We start from the raw sequence: 19,780 nt of genomic DNA, 5'->3' as shown, positions 1-19,780 counted from the left end.
GGATTGAACACGAAGGAAAAAAACGATGTTCGCAGTCATCAAAACCGGCGGCAAGCAATACCGCGTCGTGCCGGATGATGTCTTGGAAGTAGGCAAGATCGAAGGCGAAGTCGGCTCGATCGTGCAGCTGAGTGAAGTTCTGGTGGTTGGCGGCGACACGCCGGTCCTGGGCGTCCCGACCGTCGCAGGCGCGTCCGTTGCGGTCGAGGTGCTCGACCACAAGCGCGGCCCGAAGGTCATCGCGTTCAAGAAGCGCCGCCGCAAGAACTCGCGCCGCAAGCGCGGCTATCGCGACGAGATCACCGTGCTGCGCATCAGCGAAATCCTGACGGACGGCGCCAAGCCCACCAAGGGCCCGCGTCCGAAGAAGGAAAAGGTGGCAAAGGAGCCGGCAGCGGAAGCCGCCGAATAAATAGATTTGATCACGCCAATTCACGAATTGATGCGTGAGAAATCGTGAAATGATTCCGTCAAGGAATTGATCTAGACATACGCAGGATTTCGGAGACGAGCCATGGCTCACAAAAAAGCAGGCGGTTCATCGCGCAACGGTCGCGATTCGAAGGGCAAGCGCCTCGGCATCAAGGCGTTCGGCGGCGAGATCGTCACGCCCGGCAACATCATTGCGCGTCAACGCGGCACCACCTGGCATCCCGGCCTTAATGTCGGCATGGGCACGGACCACACTTTGTTCGCCAAGGTCGAAGGTCGTGTTGCGTTCCAGGCCAAAGCCAACGGCCGCACCTTCGTATCGGTACTCCCGATCGCAGAGGCGGCTGAATAGACGGTGGATCAAATTGGAATCCGCCGGTCCCGACTGAACCGGCGGAGTCCAAGAGATCGAGAGATCGAAGGCTCCAGGGGAGGCGGGAAACCGGCCTCCCTTTTTCTTTGACTTGCTCACTTTGACTTAGTGACTTTCCAGGAGCCGGACATGTTGCAGGATTTCTCGAGCGCGACCTTGCAGGAGGCGAGACCGAGTGTCGTCGCCACCGAGCGACTGACCTTGCGGAAGCCGACGCTCGCCGACGTCAGGACCATCGCCAGCCTCGCCAACGACCGCCGCGTCGCGGAAAATACCCGCCGCCTCCCACATCCCTATGGGCAGGACGACGCCGTCGAATTCATCCGCGCCACCGCCGCGCTCGGCAGCGAGACCGTGTTCCTGATCGAGCACGATACCGGGCCGGTCGGCATGGTGGGCATCGATTGCTCCACGCCCGACAATGCCGAGCTCGGCTATTGGCTCGGCGTCGAGCATTGGGGTCAGGGCTTTGCCACCGAGGCCGCGCGCGGCGCCATCGATTTCTTCTTCGAGGAGTTCGAAGAGGACCACCTCTATGCCGGCGCGCGCGTCACCAACCCGGCCTCGCGCAAGGTGCTGGAGAAGTGCGGCTTCCAGTGGAGCGGCGTCCAGCTGCACCGCTTCCTGGCGCTGGGCTCATCCACGCCGGTCGACTGCTTCCGCCTCTCACGCGGCGTCTGGGCCTCGCTGAAGAGCTGGAGCAGCGCGAGAAGGATGCGGTAGGGCCTTGGTGGCGCTACACAATCAGTGTCGTCCCGGCGAAAGCCGGGACCCATAACCACGAATGTTCGTGCCGCAAAGACTCCCACTCCGAGTCATCGCAAAACTATTTCCTGGGGGTATGGGTCCCGGCCTTCGCCGGGACGACGGCGTAGCCTTGGCTACGCCGGCGGGTTCACCGGCTCGCTCTCGCGCCCCAGGTCGCGCTCACGCAGGTAGATATAGAATCCCGCACCGATGATGATCGCCGCGCCGACGATGGTGGCGACCTCCGGTACGTCGCCGAACACGACGAAGCCGAAGATCACGGCCCAGACGATCATCGAATATTGGTAGGGCACCACCACGCTGGCCGGCGCGAGCTTGAGCGAGCGGTTGACGCAGAACAGCGCGGTGACCGAGACGCATCCCGCCAGCGCGAAGATCACGAGGCTGCCTGATGTCGGCGGCACCCAGTGGAAGGCCGACAGCACGGCACCGAGCGAAAACGTGCCGATGAACTGCGAGGACGCCATCACGATGTCGGGCGTCTTGCGCAGGCTGCGTGTGATCAGCATCAGCGTCGCAAACGACAGGCTGCCGCCGAGCGCGATCAGCGCCGGCAGGCTCACGGTCTGTGCGGAAGGGCGCAGCGCGATCAAGACGCCGCAGAAGCCGATCAGGATTGCGGTCCACCGCCGCCAGCCGACCTTTTCCCCCAGGAAGATCGCCGACATCGCGGTGACGAAGATCGGACCGGCGAGATAATAGGTAATGACGTCGGCGAGCGGCAGATACACGGTCGCGAGGAAGAATGCCGCCACCTCCAGCGTCGACAGCACGACGCGAATGAGCTGCAGGCCCGGCCGCTCCAGATGCAGGAACTGGTGACGCTGGCGCCAGATCAACGGCGACAGCAGGAGCAGCGCCGCGCAGGCCCGCAGGAACAAGAGCTGTCCTACGGAATACGTGCCGACCAGGAACTTGCCCATGGCGTCGCCGAACGAGAACATGAAGATCGACACCACCATCAAGGCGATGCCGGCCAGCCGCGCCGAGCGGTCGTCATAAGCGGAGAGAGATTTGAAGAAAGGCATCGATCAAGTCGGACTGTGAGAGGTCGTCATTGCGAGCGGAGCGAAACAATCCAGACCGTCTCCACGGCGGCAGTCTGGATTGCTTCGTCGCTACGCTCCTCGCAATGACGGGCGGAGAGAGCGCAAAAAATTCGCGTCGAGAGTCGCTTGCGGTCGTTTTAATGACGTGAGCACCAGGGACAAGCCCACTTCCGCCGAATTGAACGGATTGTCGCACCCTTCGCATCGCGGTAGCGATAGCACTCTCACCGAACGAAAGCGCACGGCATGACCGATTTCGATCCCTCTCAGCATCGCATGATCCCCACGCAACGCTGGTTTGAGGATTTCGTCCTCGGCGAGCGTTTCGTGCTGCCGAGCCGCACCCAGACCTCGGCGGTGTTCGCGGCATTCCAGACCGCGAGCGGCGACACCCATCCGGTGCACTATGACGTGGAATATTGCCGCGCCCGCGGAATGCCGCATCTGCTTGCCCACGGCTTCCAGACCCTGATCCACACCGCGCCCGGCGCGGGCCTGTTTCCGTTCATGGTCGAGGAATCCCTCGTCGGCTTCCTCGAGCAAGCAAGCCGGTTCCTGAAACCCGTGTTCGCCGACGATACCCTGTATCCCGCGCTCGAGGTCACCGAGCTCGTGCCGGGGCGCACGACCGGGGTGGTGACGCTTCGCAGCACCGTGTTCAACCAGCGCAAGGAGCTGGTGCTGGATGGCATGCAGAAATTCCTGATCCGGAGGCGAGCGGCGGGTTAAGCACGGCCCCAAGATCGCGGAATTTCGGCCGATTTGCCGATCAATCCGGGTTGCCGCGCGGGACCGGCTGGCCTACCTATGGCCCATGAAATTCCTCGACGAAGCAAAGGTCTATATCCGCTCCGGTGACGGCGGGAACGGCTGCGTGGCGTTCCGCCGCGAGAAGTTCATCGAATTCGGCGGCCCTTCCGGCGGCAATGGCGGCCGCGGCGGCAATGTGATCATCGAGGTCGCCGACGGCCTCAACACGCTGATCGACTACCGCTACCAGCAGCATTTCAAGGCCCAGAAGGGCGAGAACGGCATGGGCTCGGACCGCCACGGCGCCAACGGCAAGAACATCGTGCTGAAGGTTCCGATGGGCACGCAGATCTTCGACGAGGATCGCGAGACGCTGATCCACGACTTCACCAAGGTCGGTGAAAAGTTCGTGCTGGCCGAAGGCGGCAATGGCGGCTTCGGCAATGCGCATTTCAAATCCTCGACCAACCGCGCGCCGCGCAACGCCAATCCCGGCCAGCCCGGCGAGGAGCGCTGGATCTGGCTGCGGCTGAAGCTGATCGCGGATGCCGGTCTCGTCGGCATGCCCAATGCCGGCAAGTCGACCTTGCTCTCCAAGGTCAGCGCAGCCAAGCCGAAGATCGCCGACTATCCCTTCACCACGCTGCATCCGCAGCTTGGCGTCGTGAACGCCGATGGCCGTGAGTTCGTGCTCGCCGACATTCCCGGCCTGATCGAGGGCGCGCATGAAGGCACCGGTCTCGGCGATCGTTTCCTCGGCCATGTCGAGCGCTGCCGCGTGCTGCTGCACCTGATCGACGCGACCTGCGAGCACGCCGGCAAGGCCTACAAGACGGTGCGGACCGAGCTGGAGGCCTATGGTGGCCAGCTCACCGACAAGATCGAGATCGTCGCGCTGAACAAGATCGACGCGGTCGAGCCGGACGAATTGAAGAAGCAGAAGGACCGCCTGAAGCGCGCCGCCAAGAAGACGCCGCTGCTGCTCTCCGGCGTGACCGGCCAGGGCGTCAAGGAAGCCCTGCGCGCACTGGCGGAGGTGATCGGCGAAAGCCCGGTCTCGGCCAAGGCCAAGAGCGCCGCCGAAGCGGAGCCGTGGTCGTTGTAGTTATCGTCCCGGCGAAGGCCGGGACCCATACCGCGTGATTCATCGATTGCGGATGGCTGCAGCACCGAACGAAGAGTCTTCGCCAAACCGCTCCCTGTGGTTATGGGTCCCGGCCTTCGCCGGGACGACACTTGAGTGTATGGCTGTGAGCAAGCGGGCATCACTAGCAGTGGCTTGTCTTCGCGCCATCGATAGCGCAGCATCAAACGCTCAAGAAACGGCGGGGATGACGCATGGCGCGCGCGAAGAACGTTCTCTGGATCATGTGCGACCAGCTTCGCTATGATTATCTCGGCTGCACCGGCCATCCCACGGTGAAGACACCGAACATCGACGCCATGGCCAGGCGTGGCGTGCTGTTCAGCAAGGCCTATGTGCAGTCGCCGATCTGCGGTCCATCGCGGATGTCGTTCTACACCGGGCGTTACATGCGCTCGCACGGCTCGCACTGGAACGGCTGGCCGCTGCGCGTCGGCGAACCCACGCTCGGCGATCATCTCAAGAAAATCGGCGTGCGCAACGTGCTGGTCGGCAAGACCCACATGGCGCCCGACCTCGAAGGCATGAAGGCGCTCGGCATTCCCCCGGAATCGGTGATCGGCGTGCACGTCGCCGAATGCGGCTTCGAACCCTATGAGCGCGACGACGGCCTGCATCCGACCGGGCGGCCGCGGCCGAAATACGATGACTACCTTCGTAAGCAGGGATTTGAAGCCACCAATCCCTGGGAGCATTGGGCCAATTCAGGCGCGGCGGACGACGGCTCGTTGCAGAACGGCTGGCTGCTGGTGCATGCCGACAAGGCCGCGCGCGTGCCGGACGAGCATTCCGAGACGCCCTACATGACGCGGCGCGCCATGGATTTCATCAGCGAGGCCGAGACCGATGGCCGGCCATGGTGCCTGCATCTGTCCTACATCAAGCCGCACTGGCCCTATATCGCGCCCGAGCCCTACGCCAGCATGTATTCGACCGATGACATGATTCCAGTGATCCGTTCCGAGCGCGAGCGGCAGAATCCGCATCCGGTGTTCGGCGCCTACATGGACATGCGCTACTCCCGCAACATGGCGCGCGACGATGCCCGCGAGAAGGTGATCCCGACCTATATGGGCCTGATCACCCAGATCGACGACCAGATGGGCGTGCTGATGAAGTTTCTGGAGGCACGCGGCCTGCTGGACACGACGATGATCGTGTTCACCTCCGATCACGGCGATTATCTCGGCGATCACTGGATGGGCGAGAAGGACCTGTTCCATGAGCAGTCGGCAAAAATTCCGCTGATCATCATCGATCCCTCAAGGGAAGCCGACGCCACGCGCGGCACGCGCAGCGATGCGCTGGTCGAGGCGATCGATCTCGCGCCGACCTTCGTCGATTATTTCGGCGGCAAGGTGCCGGGCCACATCCTCGAAGGACGCTCGCTGCTGCCGCTGTTGCGCGGCCCGACGCCACCGGACTGGCGCAGGGTGGCATTCTCCGAATATGACTACGCCATGCAGGACGTGCGGCTGAAGCTGAACCAGCCGATCGAGCGCTGCCGGCTGTTCATGGTGTTCGACGGCCGCTGGAAATACATCCACGCCTCCGGCTTTCGCCCGATGCTGTACGATCTCGTAACCGATCCGGAGGAGTTCCTGGATCGCGGCGACGACCCTGAATGCGCCGGCATCGTCGCGCGGTTGCAGGCCGAACTGTTCGACTGGGCGCTGCATCCGAACGACCACATCACCACGCCGCGCGAGAAGATCGCAACCTATGCCGACAACCAGCTGCAGGTGAAGGGCGGCATTCTCATCGGCATCTGGGACGAGGCGGAGCTTGCGGCGATCAAGGACGGCATCGCCCAGCGCGCGAAGATGTGAGAATTCTCATGGTGAGGAGGCGCGGCAGCGCCGTCTCGGAGGATGAGGGGATTGGTGAGGAGCGCGCGGCTCTCTCCACCCGTCATGCCCGGGCTCGACCCGGGCATCCACGTCTCGCGTCAAACGTGGATGCACGTGGATGGCCGGGTGAAGCCCGGCCATGACGGCTAAGTTTTTGGCGTGCTCCGTCAGTTTCTAATTCTCGATCTTGTATCCGGTCGCCTTCACGATCGGTTGCCACAGCGCGATGTTCGCGGCGAGTTCCTTGGTCAATCCGTCCGGCGTCGAGCCGACCGGAATGAGCCCGATGGCGGTGAGCTTCTCCTTCACCTCGGGCTTGGCGAGCGCGGCGCTCGCGGCGGCACCGAGCTTGCCGGCGAAGTCCGGCGGACTGCCGGCGGGAAGCCACATGCCGTACCAGGCGTCCGCGACGAGATCGATGCCGCTCTCCTTCAGCGTCGGAACGTCGGGCGCGAACGGCGAACGTTCTGCACTGCTGACCGCGATGATCTTCACGCCCTTGGCACGATGCTGCGGCAACGCGTCGGCCAACGTCGTGATGCCGAACGAGATGTGGCCACCGACGAGATCGTTGAGGATGGGCGCACTGCCACGATAGGGCACACGGGTCAGGGGGATGCCGAGATCCTTTTCGAGCTTGGAGCCCATGAAATGCGGGATGGTGCCGTTGCTCGGCACGCCGAACGAGGTCTTGTCCGGATGCGCCTTGAGCCACGTCACGAAGCTCTTGAAATCGGTGGCATCGACCGCCGGGTTGATCACCAGCGCGAATTCGAACCGCGCCAGCAGCGAGACAGGCACGAAATCCTTGACGGTGTCGAAGCTCGGCGCCGTCTCCACCATCGGCAGCAAGTACATGGTCGGCCCGGTCGTCACCAGCACCATGCCGCCGTCGGGACTCGCGCCTTTGACCGCCTTGATGCCGATCAGGCCGTCGCCGCCGGTGCGATTCTCGACCACGACGGTCCGTTGCAGCACCGGCGCCATCTCCTGCGCGACCAGCCGGCACAGCGTATCGCCGCCGGCTCCCGCTGCGAACGGAAAGATGACCTTGGTCAGCCCGGCCTGCGCTTGCGCCCCACCCGCCTGCGCCAGAAGCGGCAGCCCAAGATATCCCCCAAGGCATCCGGCCATGAATTTGCGGCGATCCATTCGCTTCCTCTTTCAGCCCATTATCGTTGGTTGCCATTAGAGCCAGGCGGACGGCCGACACAAGGCCGACATGCGCCGTTTACCATCCCGGCTGCCTTGCGCCGGTCACCATCCTGCTGCAAAAGCAGGGCGCATCGGCGCCGCCTGTCGCTCCGCCGTTTCCCGAGCAATTCGCATCCAGCGCCAGCACACAGAGACATGGCCAGCCCCGAACTCAGTCAATTCCGCCGCATCGTCGTCAAGGTCGGCTCCGCGCTGCTGGTGGATTCCGACAGGGGCGAGGTGCGCGCGTCCTGGCTGGCGGCGCTGGCCGACGACATGGCCAAACTGCACCGCGAGGGCCGCGACGTGCTGGTGGTCTCCTCCGGCTCGATCGCGCTCGGCCGCAGCCGGCTCAAATTGCCGCGCGGCACGCTGAAGCTCGAGGAGAGCCAGGCCGCAGCCGCCGTCGGCCAGATCGCGCTGGCACGAATCTGGTCGGAGGTGCTGGGCGCCCACGGCATCGGCGCCGGCCAGATCCTGGTGACGCTGCAGGACACCGAGGAGCGCCGCCGCTATCTCAATGCGCGCTCCACCATCGGCAAGCTGCTGGAGTGGCGTGCGATCCCCGTGATCAACGAGAACGACACGGTCGCCACCAATGAGATCCGCTACGGCGACAACGACCGCCTCGCCGCGCGCGTCGCCACCATGGCGAGCGCGGACCTGCTGGTGCTGCTGTCGGACATCGACGGGCTCTACGACGCCCCGCCCAAGAACAATCCGAACGCAAGACTCATTCCGGTGGTCGAGAGCATCTCGTCGGAAATCGAGGCGGTGGCGGGCGACGCCGAGTCCGAGCTGTCGCGCGGCGGCATGCGCACCAAGGTCGAGGCCGCCAAGATCGCGACGACCGGCGGCACGCATATGCTGATCGCCTCCGGCAAGATCGAGCATCCCTTGCAGGCGATCGCCGACGGCGGCCGCTGCACCTGGTTCCTGACGCCGGCCAATCCCATCACCTCGCGCAAGCGCTGGATCGCGGGCACGCTGGAGCCGAAGGGCACGCTGACCATCGACGCCGGTGCGGTGACGGCACTGCGCGCCGGCGCCAGCCTGCTGCCGGCCGGCGTGGTCAAGGTCGAGGGCCAGTTCGCCCGCGGCGATGCCGTGATCGTGCGCGGCCCTGATACCAGCGAGGTCGGCCGCGGCCTGATCGCCTACGACGCCGAGGTCGCCGAGCGGATCAAGGGCCGCTCCTCCCCGGACGTGATGGCGATCCTCGGCATCAGCGGCCGGTCGGAGATGATCCACCGCGACGATCTGGTGGTGGGCGGGTAGGGCCGTCCGGCCCGGGACTGTCCCGGCCATGACGTCCGATCTCGGCCAGTGGCCGAGGCCGCGCCACCCCATCGGGAGACCTGCCATACCCTCCCCGCCCTTCGCAGATGCGGGATTTCCGTGCTAGGACACCGCCTTAGCAAAAGGTTGAACCACATGGCCGCCCCTCTCAAAGCCGTTGACGGCAATGCCGATCGGACCAGCGATCTCTTGGCGCTGATGTCCGATCTCGCCACCCGTGCCCGCGCTGCCGCGCGCGTGCTGGCGCTGGCGCCGCCGGAGCAGAAGAACCGGGCGCTCGAGGCCATGGAACGCGCGATCCGCGGCAACGCCGCGGCGATCCTCGCCGCCAATGCCGAGGACGTCGCGGAAGCCCGCGCCTCCGGCAATGCCACCTCCTCCTTCATCGACCGCCTGACGCTGACTGCGGCGCGGGTCGAGGGGATGGCCGAGGGCATCGGCGTCGTGCGCGGCATTGCCGATCCGATCGGCATCGTCACCGAGAGCTGGCAGCGGCCGAACGGCATGACCATCGAGCGCGTGCGCGTGCCGCTCGGCGTCGTGGGCGTGATCTTTGAGAGCCGCCCCAATGTTGCCGCCGATGCCGGCGTGCTGTGCCTGAAGTCGGGAAATGCCGTGATCCTGCGCGGCGGCTCCGACAGTTTCCGGTCGTGCCGCGCGATCCATGAATGCCTGGTGCAGGGCCTGCGCGAAGCCGGCCTGCCTGAAGCCGCGATCACGCTGGTGCCGACCCGCGACCGCGCCGCGGTCGGCATGATGCTGTCGGGCCTCAGCGGCGCCATCGACGTGATCGTGCCGCGCGGGGGAAAAAGCCTCGTTGCGCGTGTCGAGCAGGAGGCGCGCGTGCCGGTGTTCGCGCATCTCGAAGGCGTCAACCACGTCTATGTCGACGGCAGCGCCGACCTCGCGATGGCGAAGTCGATCGTGCTCAATGCCAAGATGCGCCGCACCGGCGTCTGCGGCGCCGCCGAAACGCTGCTGGTCGATCGCGCTGCAGCATCGAGCCTAAAGCCGCTGGTGGAGATGCTGCTGGATGCCGGCTGCGAGGTGCGCGGCGACGACGCCGTGCAGAACACCGACGCACGCGTAAAGCCCGCCAGCGACGACGATTGGGACACCGAATATCTCGACGCGATCATCGCAGCCAAGGTGGTCGACGGCGTCGATGGCGCAATCGCGCACATCCAGAGCCACGGCTCGCATCACACCGATGCGATCGTGAGCGCGGACGAGCGTGCGGCGAACAAATTCCTTAACGAGGTCGACTCCGCGATCGTGCTGCACAACGCCTCGACGCAGTTCGCCGACGGCGGCGAGTTCGGCTTCGGTGCCGAGATCGGCATCGCCACCGGACGTTTCCATGCTCGCGGCCCCGTCGGCGCCGAGCAGCTGACCAGCTTCAAATATCGCGTTCGCGGCACCGGGCAGACGCGGCCGTAAGCAACGTCGCGGGGCGGGCATTGAGCAACACATTCGTCGTGCCGCGTTTTCCGGCGCAAGCGGCTCCGCCCTACGCGGAGGGCATGCGCATCGGCCTGCTCGGCGGCTCGTTCAACCCGCCGCACCAGGCCCATCGCGCCATCAGCCAGTTCGCGCTGAAGCGATTGCAGCTCGACCGCATCTGGTGGCTGGTGACGCCGGGCAATCCGCTCAAGGAGAACGGCGCGCTGCATGAACTCGGCGCGCGCATGCAGGCGGCGCGCGAGGTCGCCAACGATCCCAGGATCGAGGTGAGCTGTCTCGAATCCGTCATTCGTACCCGCTATACTATCGACACGATCAACATCTTGTGCCGCCGTTTCCCTGGCTTGCGCTTTGTCTGGATCATGGGCGCCGACAACCTCGCTCAATTCCACCGTTGGCAGGACTGGCGGCGCATCGCCGCCCAGGTGCCGATGGCCATCATCGATCGCCCCCCGCAGAGTTTTCGCGCCCTCGCCTCGCCCGCGGGACAAGCATTATCGCGCTACCGCCTGCCCGAGGATAAGGCCGCATTGCTCGCGGACCGGCCGGCGCCGGCCTGGGTGTTTTTGACCGGATTGAAGCTGAATCTCTCCTCGACGGGCCTGCGGAACCCGGACGGGAGCTGGAAAGGTACGAAGTGAGACGGAGTGCACGGATGGCGTGTGGGGCCCGGGCTCTCTGGCATATTGAAACCCTTAACCCCACATGATGTAGTGTAACCAGTGAGCACCGGATTCGGCGTTCGCGATACAGTGAAAGGAATGGTCCCTGGCCACATCTGTATTGTCCAAGTCAGCTTCGACGAAGTCTGTTTTACCCAAGGTTGCTAAGCCACCGCGTAAAACATCGACCAAAGCTGCGGCCTTGAAGGCGCAACCCGACGCCGACAAGACACTGAGCCTGATCCTCTCCCGCCTCGAGGACATGAAGGCGGAAGAGACGGTCACCATCGACCTTCGCGGCAAATCGGCGTACTCCGACTACATGATCGTCACCACCGGCCGGGTGAACCGGCACGTCGGCGCGATCGCGGAAAACGTCACCAAGAGCCTCAAGGAAAACGGCATCAAGAGCATCCATGTCGAGGGCTTGCCCAATTGCGACTGGGTGCTGATCGATTCCGGCGATGTGATCGTGCACGTATTCAGACCCGAAGTCCGCGAGTTCTACAACCTCGAGCGGTTGTACACGCAGGGCCCCGGGGCGGCGAAGGCGATCTAGGCTCACTGGGCCGATTTCGAATCGGCTGACGCGCATGCTAGCGTCGTGCGCGCGCCTGATGCGCGCGACCTCGAAACACGACGCGAAATCATCATGCGTGTTGCTGTCATCGCCGTGGGCCGGCTGAAACAGGGCCCCGAACGGGAGCTTGCCGACCGCTATTTCGAGCGGTTCGACGAGGCCGGCCGCAAGCTCGGATTCCGCGAGCTCACCGTCCACGAGATCCCCGAAAGCCGCGCGCGCGACACCGCGACGCGGATGGCCGAGGAGGCCGCGGCGATCGGCGCGCATATTCCGGAGAAATCGATTCTGGTGGCGCTGGACGAGCGCGGACAAAATCTCGACTCCACCGTATTCGCACGGCATCTCGGGCGCTGGCGCGACGAGGGGGCCGGACATACTATCTTCGTGATCGGAGGGGCGGACGGACTTTCGCCCGAATTGCGCCGTAAGGCCAAGCTCGCGATCGCGTTCGGCTCTGCGACCTGGCCGCACCAAATGGTCCGCGTCATGCTTCTGGAACAGCTTTATCGGGCCGCCACCATTCTGGCCGGCCACCCCTATCACCGCGCGTGATGCGCGCCACAACGAGCACCTTTGCCGACACGATGCGAGCGCCGCTCCTCAACCTGCTGCTGATCACCGCTCTCGCCGGCGCAAGCCTCGCGCAAGCTCAGACCGTGACGCCGCCGCAGACCGCGGCGGTCTCGCCCGATGCGATCAAGCAGCGCGAGCAGGAGCTCGAGGCCGCCCGCGCCAGGCAGAAGAGCGCGGAGGAAGCGCAGGCCAAGCTGAAGGCCGAGATCACCGCGCTCGGCCAGGACCGCACCCAGCTCAACCAGCAGCTGATCGACACCGCCGCCAATGTGCGCACCGTCGAGACCAAGATCGACGAAACCGAAACGCGGCTACGAACTCTCAACGGCCGCGAGCAGGAGATGCGCGCTTCGCTGGATTCGCGCCGCGCCGACATCGTCGAGGTGCTGGCCGCCTTGCAGCGCGCCGGACGGCGGACGCCGCCGGCGCTGCTGGTGCGGCCCGAAGACGCGTTGCTGTCGCTGCGCACGGCGATGCTGCTCGGCGCGGTTGTGCCGGAGCTGCGCGGCCGCGCCGAGAAGATCGCGGGCGAGCTCGGCGAGCTCGTGGCCTTGCGCAAGACCATCGCCACCGAACGCGACCAGCTCGCCTCCGACCGCGACCGGGTCCGCAACGACCAGAGCCGGCTCACCGCGTTGGTGGACGAGCGGCAGCGCCAGCAGGCGGCGCGGGAAAAGGATCTCGACGCCGAGAATTCGCGCGCGATCGCACTCTCACGGCAGGTCGGCGATCTCCAGGGACTGATCACCAAGATGGAGCAGGACCTGCAGAGCGCCGCCAAGGCCGCCGAGAAGGCGGCCGAGGCTGCGAGGCAGGCCGAGGCGAAGGCGGCCGCCAGCGCCAAATCCGGCCCGGGCGCTTTCAAGGACAAGTCCCGGACCACGCCGGCCATCGCCTTCGCCTCGGCCAAGGGCCTCCTGCCTCTTCCGGTTAACGGTAACAAGATCAGGGATTTTGGTGGTTCCGACGGGGTCGGTGGGGTCCAGAAGGGGATTTCGCTGGCCACCAAGCCCGGCTCCCAGGTCACAACGCCGTGTGACGGCTGGGTGGTCTATTCCGGCCCATTCCGCAGCTACGGACAACTCTTGATCCTCAACGCCGGGGGCGGGTATCATGTCCTGATCGCCGGGATGGAGCGCATTTCGGTCAACATCGGACAGTTTGTGCTCACGGGGGAGCCGGTCGCGACCATGGGGTCGACCTCTCAAGTCGCCTCCATTCTCGCTACGAACGCGAGTCAACCTGTGCTGTATGTCGAGTTCCGTAAAGACGGCACTCCAATCGATCCAGGCCCATGGTGGGCCGCAAATGAAGGCGAGAAGGTTCGCGGATGATGCGCAAGACTTCAGTAATCCTCCTCAGCGCAGCCACCGGTGCGGCGCTGACGCTGTTCGTGACCCAGCCGCGCGCGGTGTTCATGGGTTCGAGCGCGCGGGCCGCCACTGCGGACACCTATCGCCAGCTCAACCTTTTCGGCGACGTCTTCGAGCGCGTGCGCTCCGACTATGTCGAGAAGCCCGATGACACCAAGCTGATCGAATCCGCCATCAGCGGCATGCTCACCGGCCTCGATCCGCATTCGAGCTACATGGACGCCAAGAGCTTCCGCGACATGCAGGTGCAGACCCGCGGCGAGTTCGGCGGCCTCGGCATCGAGGTCACGATGGAAGACGGCCTGATCAAGGTGGTGTCGCCGATCGACGACACGCCGGCTTCGCGCGCCGGCATCATGGCCAACGACATCATCACCAATCTCGACGACGAAGCGGTGCAGGGCCTGACCCTGAACCAGGCGGTCGAGAAGATGCGCGGTCCGGTCAACACCAAGATCAAGCTCAAGATCATCCGCAAGGGCCAGGACAATCCGCTCGACGTCACGCTCGTGCGCGACAACATCCGCGTCCGCTCGGTGCGCGCGCGCGTCGAGCAGGACGACATCGGCTACATCCGCATCACCACCTTCAACGAGCAGACCACCGAAGGCCTCAAGCGCGAAGTCGGCAACCTCTCGAACCAGATCGGCGACAAGCTCAAGGGCTACATCATCGACCTGCGCAACAATCCGGGCGGCCTGCTCGAGGAAGCGGTCACCGTCTCGGACTCGTTCCTGGAAAAGGGCGAGATCGTCTCGACCCGCGGCCGCAATGCCGAGGAGACCCAGCGCCGCACCGCGCATGCGGGCGATCTCACCAAGGGCAAGCCGGTCATCGTGCTGGTCAATGGCGGCTCGGCCTCCGCGTCCGAGATCGTCGCCGGCGCGCTGCAGGACCACAAGCGCGCGACCATCGTCGGCACGCGCTCGTTCGGCAAGGGCTCGGTGCAGACCATCATTCCGCTCGGCTCGGGCAACGGCGCGCTGCGGCTGACCACGGCGCGCTATTACACGCCGTCGGGCAAGTCGATCCAGGCCAAGGGCATCGTGCCCGACATCGAAGTGCTGCAGGACGTGCCGGACGAGCTGAAGTCCCGCACCGACACCAAGGGCGAAGCGTCGCTGCGCGGCCATCTCAAGAACGACGGCGACGAGAAGACCGGCTCGCAGTCCTACGTCCCGCCGGACGCCAAGGACGACAAGGCGCTCAAGGTCGCCGGCGACCTGCTCCACGGCATCAAGAACAGCGCCTCGGCCGCACCGACGCCGGGCGGCGACAACAAGGCCACCACCGACAAGCCCAAAGCGGCGAACTAAGGTCGGCGAACTGAGGCGGCGAACTAAGGTCGGCGCATTCATAAGATCAGAGGAAAAGGGCGGCTTCCCGAAGCCGCCCTTTTTGCTTGGAACTCCTGGTGCCCCCGGCCTATCCCGGCCTGCCGTCGCTTGACCCCGGCGTGGTATCGTCATCGCGAGTGATTCGGGATCTCGCATGACTGAAACGGCCGATGATCTGAGCGCCCCGCTCGGACAGGACAAGCCGCGCCGGAAACGCCGGCTGCGGCTGCCGTTCACGGCCATGCAGCTGCTGGCCGCCCTGCTCGGCCTGTTCCTGGTTACCTTTGCCGGCTTCGCCATCTTCAACAAGGATCCGCTCGGCGGCGAGCCGATGAGCCGGATCGCGATCAATGCGACGGACAAGGCAGCCGACCAGAAGCCCGCCGCCGCAGGCCATGGTTCGGAAAGCAAGCCAGAGGGCAAGCACGAGACCAAGGACGCGCCGAAGCAGGCGGGCGAGCAGAAGACCGTCACCATGATCGACGGCTCCACCGGCGCACGCCATGACGTGGTGATCGGCGGCGATGCCGCCGACAAGGGCGATGCCGCGGCCGCCGCGCCGCCCGTCATGACCGGGATTGACCCAAAGCTGCTGGAGAAGTCGCGCTACGGCATGATCCCGGCGGTCGCCGGCGACTTGAAGCCGTTCAACGTGTATGCGGCCGATGCCGACCGCGCCAAGGCCGCCAAGATGCCCGTGGTCGCGATCCTGATCGGCGGACTCGGCGTCGGTGCGGCCAAGACCACCGACGCGATCATGAAGCTGCCGCCGGCGGTGACATTGGCCTTCACGCCCTACGGATCCGACCCGGGCAAGCTCGCCGAGCGCGCCCGCGCTCAGCGCCACGAGATCTTCCTGCAGATCCCGATGGAGCCCTACGACTTTCCCGACAACGATCCCGGGCCGCAGACGCTGCTGACCTCGCTGAGCGCCGACCAGAACATGGACCGTCTGTACTGGCATCTGAGCCGGATGCAGGGCTATGCCGGCCTTACCAATTTCATGGGTGCCCGCTTCATCGCGACGGAGCCGGCGATGCAGCCGATCATCCGCGAGTCGGCCAAGCGCGGGCTCGGTTTCTTCGACGACGGCTCCTCGCCCCGCAGCATCGCGTCCCAGGCCGCGGCCAGCCAGGCGATGCCGTACGGCAAGGGCGACATCGCGATCGACGTGGTGCCGACCCCCACCGAGATCGACCGCGCCCTGAACAAGCTCGAAGCGACGGCGCGCGAGCGCGGCGTCGCTGTCGGCACCGCCTCGGCCCTGCCCGTGTCGATCGAGCGCATCGGCGCCTGGACCAAGACCTTGGCCGACCGGGGTATCCTTTTGGTGCCATTGACAACCGCGATGCTGAAATCAAAATCCAGCTAAATCAACGAATTGGTACGGCACGGGTCCCCGCGGGGGCGCGTCAGGCCCTACCGACAAGCATGCGAGGGTCTGGCGGAATGGCGCGTTACGAAGATCTGCCCTACCGGACCTGCGTCGGTGTGATGCTGATCAACACGAAGGGACTGGTGTTCATCGGCCGCCGCGCCGGAGGCATCGAGCATGTCGACGACACCCATGTCTGGCAGATGCCGCAAGGCGGCGTCGATCCCGGCGAAGACACCTGGGAGGCCGCCAAGCGCGAGCTCTATGAGGAGACCAGCGTACGCTCGGTCGATCGGCTCGGCGAAGTCCCGGACTGGCTCACCTACGACATTCCCCGCACGGTCGCGGGCCGCGCCTGGAAGGGCCGTTACCGCGGCCAGCGCCAGAAATGGTTCGCAGTGCGCTTCGCCGGCGAGGACAGCGAGATCAATGTCGCCAATCCCGGCGGCGGCGGGCACAAGGCCGAGTTCGTCAGCTGGCGCTGGGAGCCGATGAAGAACCTCCCCAAATTGATCATCCCGTTCAAGCGCCCGGTCTATGAGCGCGTGGTGAAGGAATTTTCCGCGCTGGCGGGGGATTGACCTCCGCCGTCGTTCCGGGGCACGCGAGGCGTGGACCCGGAATCTCGAGGTTCCGGGTTCGATGCTGCGCATCGCCCCGGAACGACGACGAAAGACGTGCAAGTGACCCATGAAAAACCTTACCGCCCCAACGTCGGCATCGCCCTGTTCAATGCCGACGGCCGCGTGCTGATCGGCCACCGCTTCAAGGGCGACGGGCCCGAGATCATCCTGCCAGGTCTCGACTGGCAGATGCCGCAGGGCGGCGTCGACGAGGGCGAGAATCTGCGCGATGCCGCGATGCGCGAGCTCTGGGAGGAGACCAGCGTCGTCAGCGCCGTCTATCTCGGCGAGACCGACTGGCTCACCTACGAATTCCCGCCTTACGACGGACCGCAGACGCATCGCCTCGCGAAATTTCGCGGCCAGCGCCAGAAATGGTTCGCTCTGCGCTTCACCGGCACGGAGGATGAGATCGATCCGCTGACGCCGCGCAACGATCAGCCGGCCGAGTTCGACGCCTGGCGCTGGGAGCGTCTCGACCGTGTCGCGGACCTCGTGGTGCCGTTCCGGCGCGACGTCTACCGCGCGGTGGCGGAGCAGTTTGCCACCTTCGCAAACTAGTTTTTGCGAAAACAACCCCATGCACAGTAGCGATGTGTTTGACACATCGGGAGAAATTCGCGGCAGGACATAGGCATCGCGAGCGTCCCGGGCGATCATGCGCTTCCGGATTTGCCGGCTGTCCTAATTGATCGGACCCACCGTGAACGGGCCGACCGCGATGACGCGGCAATCGCTGTCGCGCTTGGCGCAGTCGGCGAGCGCGGCGGTCACGGCGGCCTGCTCCTCGGCGGCCTTCAGGCCGAGGCCGGGCCGGCCCGCGGTGCCGACGGCGACGGCAGTCCAGCCCATGGCGCCCTCGAGCTTGCGCATGATCTCGGCGCGCGCATCCGCCACGATCGAGGCGTTGGAGGCGGCGTTGAAGAAGCCGGTGATCCTGAACAGGGTCGGGATCGGCACGACGAAATTGTCGTCGACCGCGACGACCAGGCAGGCCACGCCGGCGATGGCGCCGCAGGATTCCAGGGAGCGCCGCGCCGCATCGTCCGCGGGCAAGGCGCCCATCACCATGAAATATTGCCCGCCCGGCCCGAGCGCGACCGAGCGCGATTTCGCCGCCGGCACGAATATGTTCTCGAGCCTGACCTTCTGGGGATCGCGCACCATCGGGAAGTCCTTCGACGCGAACGGCCGCTCCGTCATCGCATCGTGCCTCACCCAGGGCTGCGGCGGCATCGGCGGCTTGCCATGCGCGTACACGACGGTGTTGCCGACCGCGTAGAGCTCGCAGCGCCGCGGCGATTGCGCGGCATCGGCGCGCTTCTGGCACTGCTCGATCGCCATGTTACGCGCGGCTTCCTCGCTCGGCTGGTTCAACGCCGAGCCCGTGAAGCCGCCGACATTGAGCGCGAAGGCCTTGTGGTCGCCCGCCGTGGCATAATCGCCAGCGAGGTAATGGCGGACGCGCTCATTGATGAAGGGGACGCTCTCGGCAGAAAACATTCCGGCCATCGGCGAAGCCGATGGTGACGGTGCGGGCATCGGCGCCATCGCAGCGCCGGCATTCGGCGGCATCATGGGCGCCATCGGCGCTTTCGCCATCTGGGTCGGCATCGGGCTTGCCGACGCTGCATTTGCGATCGGCGCTGCGACCGGCGGCGGCGTGACGCTCGCCGTCTGCTTCAGCTTGGTGTTGTAGAGCAAGCCGGTGACGCCGATCGCGGCGACCGAGACGACGGCAACCACCAGCGGCCACATCCACACCGGCGCGGCGGCGAGCTTTGCGCCGGCCTTCTTCGGCTGCGGCTTGCCATAGCTGCCGTCCTCGCGCCGCATCGCCACCATGTAGGCGTGCACGGGCGTCGGGATGTTCTTGACCTCCTGCGCGCCGATATCGGCGAACTGAACCGACAGCTTGTTGGCGACCTGCTCATGCACGGCGCGGGAGACGCAGATGCCGCCGACCTCGGCGAGGCCTTCCAGCCGCGCCGCGATGTTGACGCCCTCGCCCAGCAGATCGCCGTCGCGCTCGACGACGTCGCCAATGGTGACGCCGATGCGAAACGACATCTGCCGGCTCGGCGGATAGGCCATATTGCGGGTTCGCAACGATTCCTGGATGTCGATGGCGCAGCGCACCGCATCGACCGCGCTCGGAAATTCCGCGAGCACGGCATCGCCCGCCGTGTTGAAGATGCGTCCGCCGGCCTTCGCGATGAAATCGTCGACAACCTCGCGATAGGAGGCCAGACGCCGCAGCGTCTCCTCCTCATCTTCCGCGACCAGTCGTGAATAACCGGCAATATCGGCTGCGAAAATCGCTGCGATCTTGCGTTTCATCTGCGCCCGTCCCGGAAGAAATTCGCAAGGTCAGAATGCCGTCACCGGCGGCGCGGTGCAACAAAGTTTCAGCGCCCGCCACTTCCGTGACGAGCGCTGAACTTGCTCGGGAATTTTGAGTTCGAGCCCCGGAGCGGTGCCCCGGGGCTTAGTGCATGGCCGTAGAGTTGAGCTGGTGCTGGATGCTCTTGAAGTGGTCGAGCCGCTCGATGGCCTGATCGAGCTCGGAGCCTTCGTGCTCCTTCAGATTCTCTTCCATCTCCGCGATGGTCTCGGCGAACTGCGCACGATCGAGCTCGTCCAGCGACGTCGCGACGTCGGCGAGCACGGTCAGGCCGCTTTCGGAGACTTCGGCGAGACCACCAAGCACGATGATCTTCTCGTGGCGGCCGCCGGCGGTGATGGTGAGGATGCCGGGCCGGATCCCAGCCACGACCGGTGCATGCCCCGCCAGCACGCCGAAATCACCCTCGACGCCGGGGATGTCGACCTGATCGACCTCACCCGAGAAGGCGAGCTTTTCCGGAGAGACGAGATCGAAATGGAAGGTGGCCATGGGCTATCCGTTGTTTTCCGCTTGTCACCCGCGGG

At 65.3% G+C, this 19,780-nt stretch carries 20 protein-coding genes; 16 read left to right on the top strand and 4 right to left on the bottom strand.

Annotated features, from left to right (window positions below; translation table 11 throughout):
• Positions 1-25 precede the first annotated feature (25 nt).
• From rplU to HAP40_RS02110, 3 genes are all read left to right on the top strand, one after another.
• Positions 26-412 carry a 50S ribosomal protein L21 gene (rplU, locus tag HAP40_RS02120; protein WP_166811210.1) on the top strand — a complete coding sequence of 129 codons (387 nt, stop codon included), beginning with the start codon at positions 26-28 and terminating at the stop codon, positions 410-412.
• A 102-nt stretch (positions 413-514) separates the two neighbouring features.
• Positions 515-784, top strand: coding sequence for a 50S ribosomal protein L27 (gene rpmA, locus HAP40_RS02115; protein ID WP_018643862.1), 270 nt, complete (start codon positions 515-517; stop codon positions 782-784).
• Positions 785-934: 150 nt separating this feature from the next.
• Positions 935-1,528 carry a GNAT family N-acetyltransferase gene (locus HAP40_RS02110; protein ID WP_166811212.1) on the top strand — a complete coding sequence of 198 codons (594 nt, stop codon included), beginning with the start codon at positions 935-937 and terminating at the stop codon, positions 1,526-1,528.
• Positions 1,529-1,686: 158 nt separating this feature from the next.
• On the opposite strand, the gene HAP40_RS02105 is transcribed toward HAP40_RS02110, so the two are convergent.
• Positions 1,687-2,601: a DMT family transporter gene (locus HAP40_RS02105; RefSeq protein ID WP_166811214.1), complete on the bottom strand. Its 915-nt coding sequence runs from the start codon at positions 2,599-2,601 to the stop codon at positions 1,687-1,689.
• Positions 2,602-2,868: 267 nt separating this feature from the next.
• On the opposite strand from HAP40_RS02105, the gene HAP40_RS02100 reads away from it, so the two are divergent.
• From HAP40_RS02100 to HAP40_RS02090, 3 genes are all read left to right on the top strand, one after another.
• Complete coding sequence (locus HAP40_RS02100; RefSeq protein ID WP_166811216.1) at positions 2,869-3,351, top strand: MaoC family dehydratase; 483 nt, start codon at positions 2,869-2,871, stop codon at positions 3,349-3,351.
• 85 nt (positions 3,352-3,436) lie between these two features.
• Positions 3,437-4,477 carry a GTPase ObgE gene (gene obgE, locus HAP40_RS02095; protein ID WP_166811218.1) on the top strand — a complete coding sequence of 347 codons (1,041 nt, stop codon included), beginning with the start codon at positions 3,437-3,439 and terminating at the stop codon, positions 4,475-4,477.
• Positions 4,478-4,710: 233 nt separating this feature from the next.
• On the top strand, positions 4,711-6,345 hold the full coding sequence (locus HAP40_RS02090) for an alkaline phosphatase family protein (protein ID WP_166811220.1): 1,635 nt from the start codon (positions 4,711-4,713) through the stop codon (positions 6,343-6,345).
• 195 nt (positions 6,346-6,540) lie between these two features.
• Here HAP40_RS02090 and HAP40_RS02085 read toward each other — a convergent pair whose 3' ends face one another.
• Positions 6,541-7,518, bottom strand: coding sequence for a Bug family tripartite tricarboxylate transporter substrate binding protein (locus HAP40_RS02085; RefSeq protein WP_166811222.1), 978 nt, complete (start codon positions 7,516-7,518; stop codon positions 6,541-6,543).
• A 198-nt stretch (positions 7,519-7,716) separates the two neighbouring features.
• On the opposite strand from HAP40_RS02085, the gene proB reads away from it, so the two are divergent.
• From proB to HAP40_RS02035, 10 genes are all read left to right on the top strand, one after another.
• Complete coding sequence (gene proB, locus HAP40_RS02080) at positions 7,717-8,838, top strand: glutamate 5-kinase (RefSeq protein WP_166811224.1); 1,122 nt, start codon at positions 7,717-7,719, stop codon at positions 8,836-8,838.
• Between the two features lie 156 nt (positions 8,839-8,994).
• Positions 8,995-10,299 (top strand): glutamate-5-semialdehyde dehydrogenase, encoded by a 1,305-nt coding sequence (locus HAP40_RS02075; RefSeq protein ID WP_166811226.1) that lies wholly within the window; start codon positions 8,995-8,997, stop codon positions 10,297-10,299.
• Between the two features lie 20 nt (positions 10,300-10,319).
• Entirely contained in the window at positions 10,320-10,964 is a 645-nt protein-coding gene (locus HAP40_RS02070; RefSeq protein WP_166811228.1) for a nicotinate-nucleotide adenylyltransferase, read from the top strand.
• 223 nt (positions 10,965-11,187) lie between these two features.
• Positions 11,188-11,544 carry a ribosome silencing factor gene (rsfS, locus tag HAP40_RS02065; protein WP_166811230.1) on the top strand — a complete coding sequence of 119 codons (357 nt, stop codon included), beginning with the start codon at positions 11,188-11,190 and terminating at the stop codon, positions 11,542-11,544.
• Positions 11,545-11,637: 93 nt separating this feature from the next.
• The gene (gene rlmH, locus HAP40_RS02060) at positions 11,638-12,120 is read left to right on the top strand and encodes a 23S rRNA (pseudouridine(1915)-N(3))-methyltransferase RlmH (RefSeq protein WP_166811232.1); all 483 of its coding nucleotides are present in this window, start codon (positions 11,638-11,640) and stop codon (positions 12,118-12,120) included.
• Between the two features lie 32 nt (positions 12,121-12,152).
• A complete protein-coding gene (locus HAP40_RS02055; protein ID WP_166819187.1) occupies positions 12,153-13,475 on the top strand; it encodes a murein hydrolase activator EnvC family protein in 1,323 nt (440 codons plus the stop codon).
• Positions 13,472-14,830: a S41 family peptidase gene (locus HAP40_RS02050; protein ID WP_166811234.1), complete on the top strand. Its 1,359-nt coding sequence runs from the start codon at positions 13,472-13,474 to the stop codon at positions 14,828-14,830. The genes HAP40_RS02055 and HAP40_RS02050 overlap by 4 nt, the downstream gene beginning before the upstream one ends.
• A 175-nt stretch (positions 14,831-15,005) precedes the next feature.
• Positions 15,006-16,223 (top strand): divergent polysaccharide deacetylase family protein, encoded by a 1,218-nt coding sequence (locus HAP40_RS02045; protein ID WP_166811236.1) that lies wholly within the window; start codon positions 15,006-15,008, stop codon positions 16,221-16,223.
• A gap of 77 nt (positions 16,224-16,300) precedes the next feature.
• Complete coding sequence (locus HAP40_RS02040) at positions 16,301-16,807, top strand: RNA pyrophosphohydrolase (RefSeq protein WP_166811238.1); 507 nt, start codon at positions 16,301-16,303, stop codon at positions 16,805-16,807.
• Positions 16,808-16,909: 102 nt separating this feature from the next.
• On the top strand, positions 16,910-17,410 hold the full coding sequence (locus tag HAP40_RS02035; protein ID WP_166811240.1) for an RNA pyrophosphohydrolase: 501 nt from the start codon (positions 16,910-16,912) through the stop codon (positions 17,408-17,410).
• A gap of 123 nt (positions 17,411-17,533) precedes the next feature.
• Here HAP40_RS02035 and HAP40_RS02030 read toward each other — a convergent pair whose 3' ends face one another.
• Positions 17,534-19,189, bottom strand: coding sequence for an adenylate/guanylate cyclase domain-containing protein (locus HAP40_RS02030; protein ID WP_166811242.1), 1,656 nt, complete (start codon positions 19,187-19,189; stop codon positions 17,534-17,536).
• A 148-nt stretch (positions 19,190-19,337) separates the two neighbouring features.
• Positions 19,338-19,745: a F0F1 ATP synthase subunit epsilon gene (locus HAP40_RS02025; protein ID WP_166811244.1), complete on the bottom strand. Its 408-nt coding sequence runs from the start codon at positions 19,743-19,745 to the stop codon at positions 19,338-19,340.
• Positions 19,746-19,780 lie beyond the last annotated feature (35 nt).

This window comes from Bradyrhizobium sp. 1(2017) (assembly GCF_011602485.2).
In the GTDB taxonomy this organism is placed as follows: domain Bacteria; phylum Pseudomonadota; class Alphaproteobacteria; order Rhizobiales; family Xanthobacteraceae; genus Bradyrhizobium.
Note: the sequence above shows the minus strand (reverse complement) of the source record. Positions and strands in the feature narration are given on the sequence as shown.

What these genes read in the sequence shown, in the direction of transcription:
- proB (WP_166811224.1), top strand. Translation starts at nt 7,717, where the DNA reads ATGGCCAGCCCCGAACTCAGTCAATTCCGCCGCATCGTCGTCAAGGTC.
- HAP40_RS02045 (WP_166811236.1), top strand. Translation starts at nt 15,006, where the DNA reads ATGACTGAAACGGCCGATGATCTGAGCGCCCCGCTCGGACAGGACAAG.
- rplU (WP_166811210.1), top strand. Translation starts at nt 26, where the DNA reads ATGTTCGCAGTCATCAAAACCGGCGGCAAGCAATACCGCGTCGTGCCG.
- obgE (WP_166811218.1), top strand. Translation starts at nt 3,437, where the DNA reads ATGAAATTCCTCGACGAAGCAAAGGTCTATATCCGCTCCGGTGACGGC.
- rlmH (WP_166811232.1), top strand. Translation starts at nt 11,638, where the DNA reads ATGCGTGTTGCTGTCATCGCCGTGGGCCGGCTGAAACAGGGCCCCGAA.
- HAP40_RS02110 (WP_166811212.1), top strand. Translation starts at nt 935, where the DNA reads ATGTTGCAGGATTTCTCGAGCGCGACCTTGCAGGAGGCGAGACCGAGT.
- HAP40_RS02030 (WP_166811242.1), bottom strand. Translation starts at nt 19,189, where the DNA reads ATGAAACGCAAGATCGCAGCGATTTTCGCAGCCGATATTGCCGGTTAT.
- rpmA (WP_018643862.1), top strand. Translation starts at nt 515, where the DNA reads ATGGCTCACAAAAAAGCAGGCGGTTCATCGCGCAACGGTCGCGATTCG.
- HAP40_RS02050 (WP_166811234.1), top strand. Translation starts at nt 13,472, where the DNA reads ATGATGCGCAAGACTTCAGTAATCCTCCTCAGCGCAGCCACCGGTGCG.
- HAP40_RS02085 (WP_166811222.1), bottom strand. Translation starts at nt 7,518, where the DNA reads ATGGATCGCCGCAAATTCATGGCCGGATGCCTTGGGGGATATCTTGGG.
- HAP40_RS02105 (WP_166811214.1), bottom strand. Translation starts at nt 2,601, where the DNA reads ATGCCTTTCTTCAAATCTCTCTCCGCTTATGACGACCGCTCGGCGCGG.
- HAP40_RS02025 (WP_166811244.1), bottom strand. Translation starts at nt 19,745, where the DNA reads ATGGCCACCTTCCATTTCGATCTCGTCTCTCCGGAAAAGCTCGCCTTC.
- HAP40_RS02090 (WP_166811220.1), top strand. Translation starts at nt 4,711, where the DNA reads ATGGCGCGCGCGAAGAACGTTCTCTGGATCATGTGCGACCAGCTTCGC.
- HAP40_RS02055 (WP_166819187.1), top strand. Translation starts at nt 12,153, where the DNA reads ATGCGAGCGCCGCTCCTCAACCTGCTGCTGATCACCGCTCTCGCCGGC.
- HAP40_RS02040 (WP_166811238.1), top strand. Translation starts at nt 16,301, where the DNA reads ATGGCGCGTTACGAAGATCTGCCCTACCGGACCTGCGTCGGTGTGATG.
- HAP40_RS02100 (WP_166811216.1), top strand. Translation starts at nt 2,869, where the DNA reads ATGACCGATTTCGATCCCTCTCAGCATCGCATGATCCCCACGCAACGC.
- HAP40_RS02075 (WP_166811226.1), top strand. Translation starts at nt 8,995, where the DNA reads ATGGCCGCCCCTCTCAAAGCCGTTGACGGCAATGCCGATCGGACCAGC.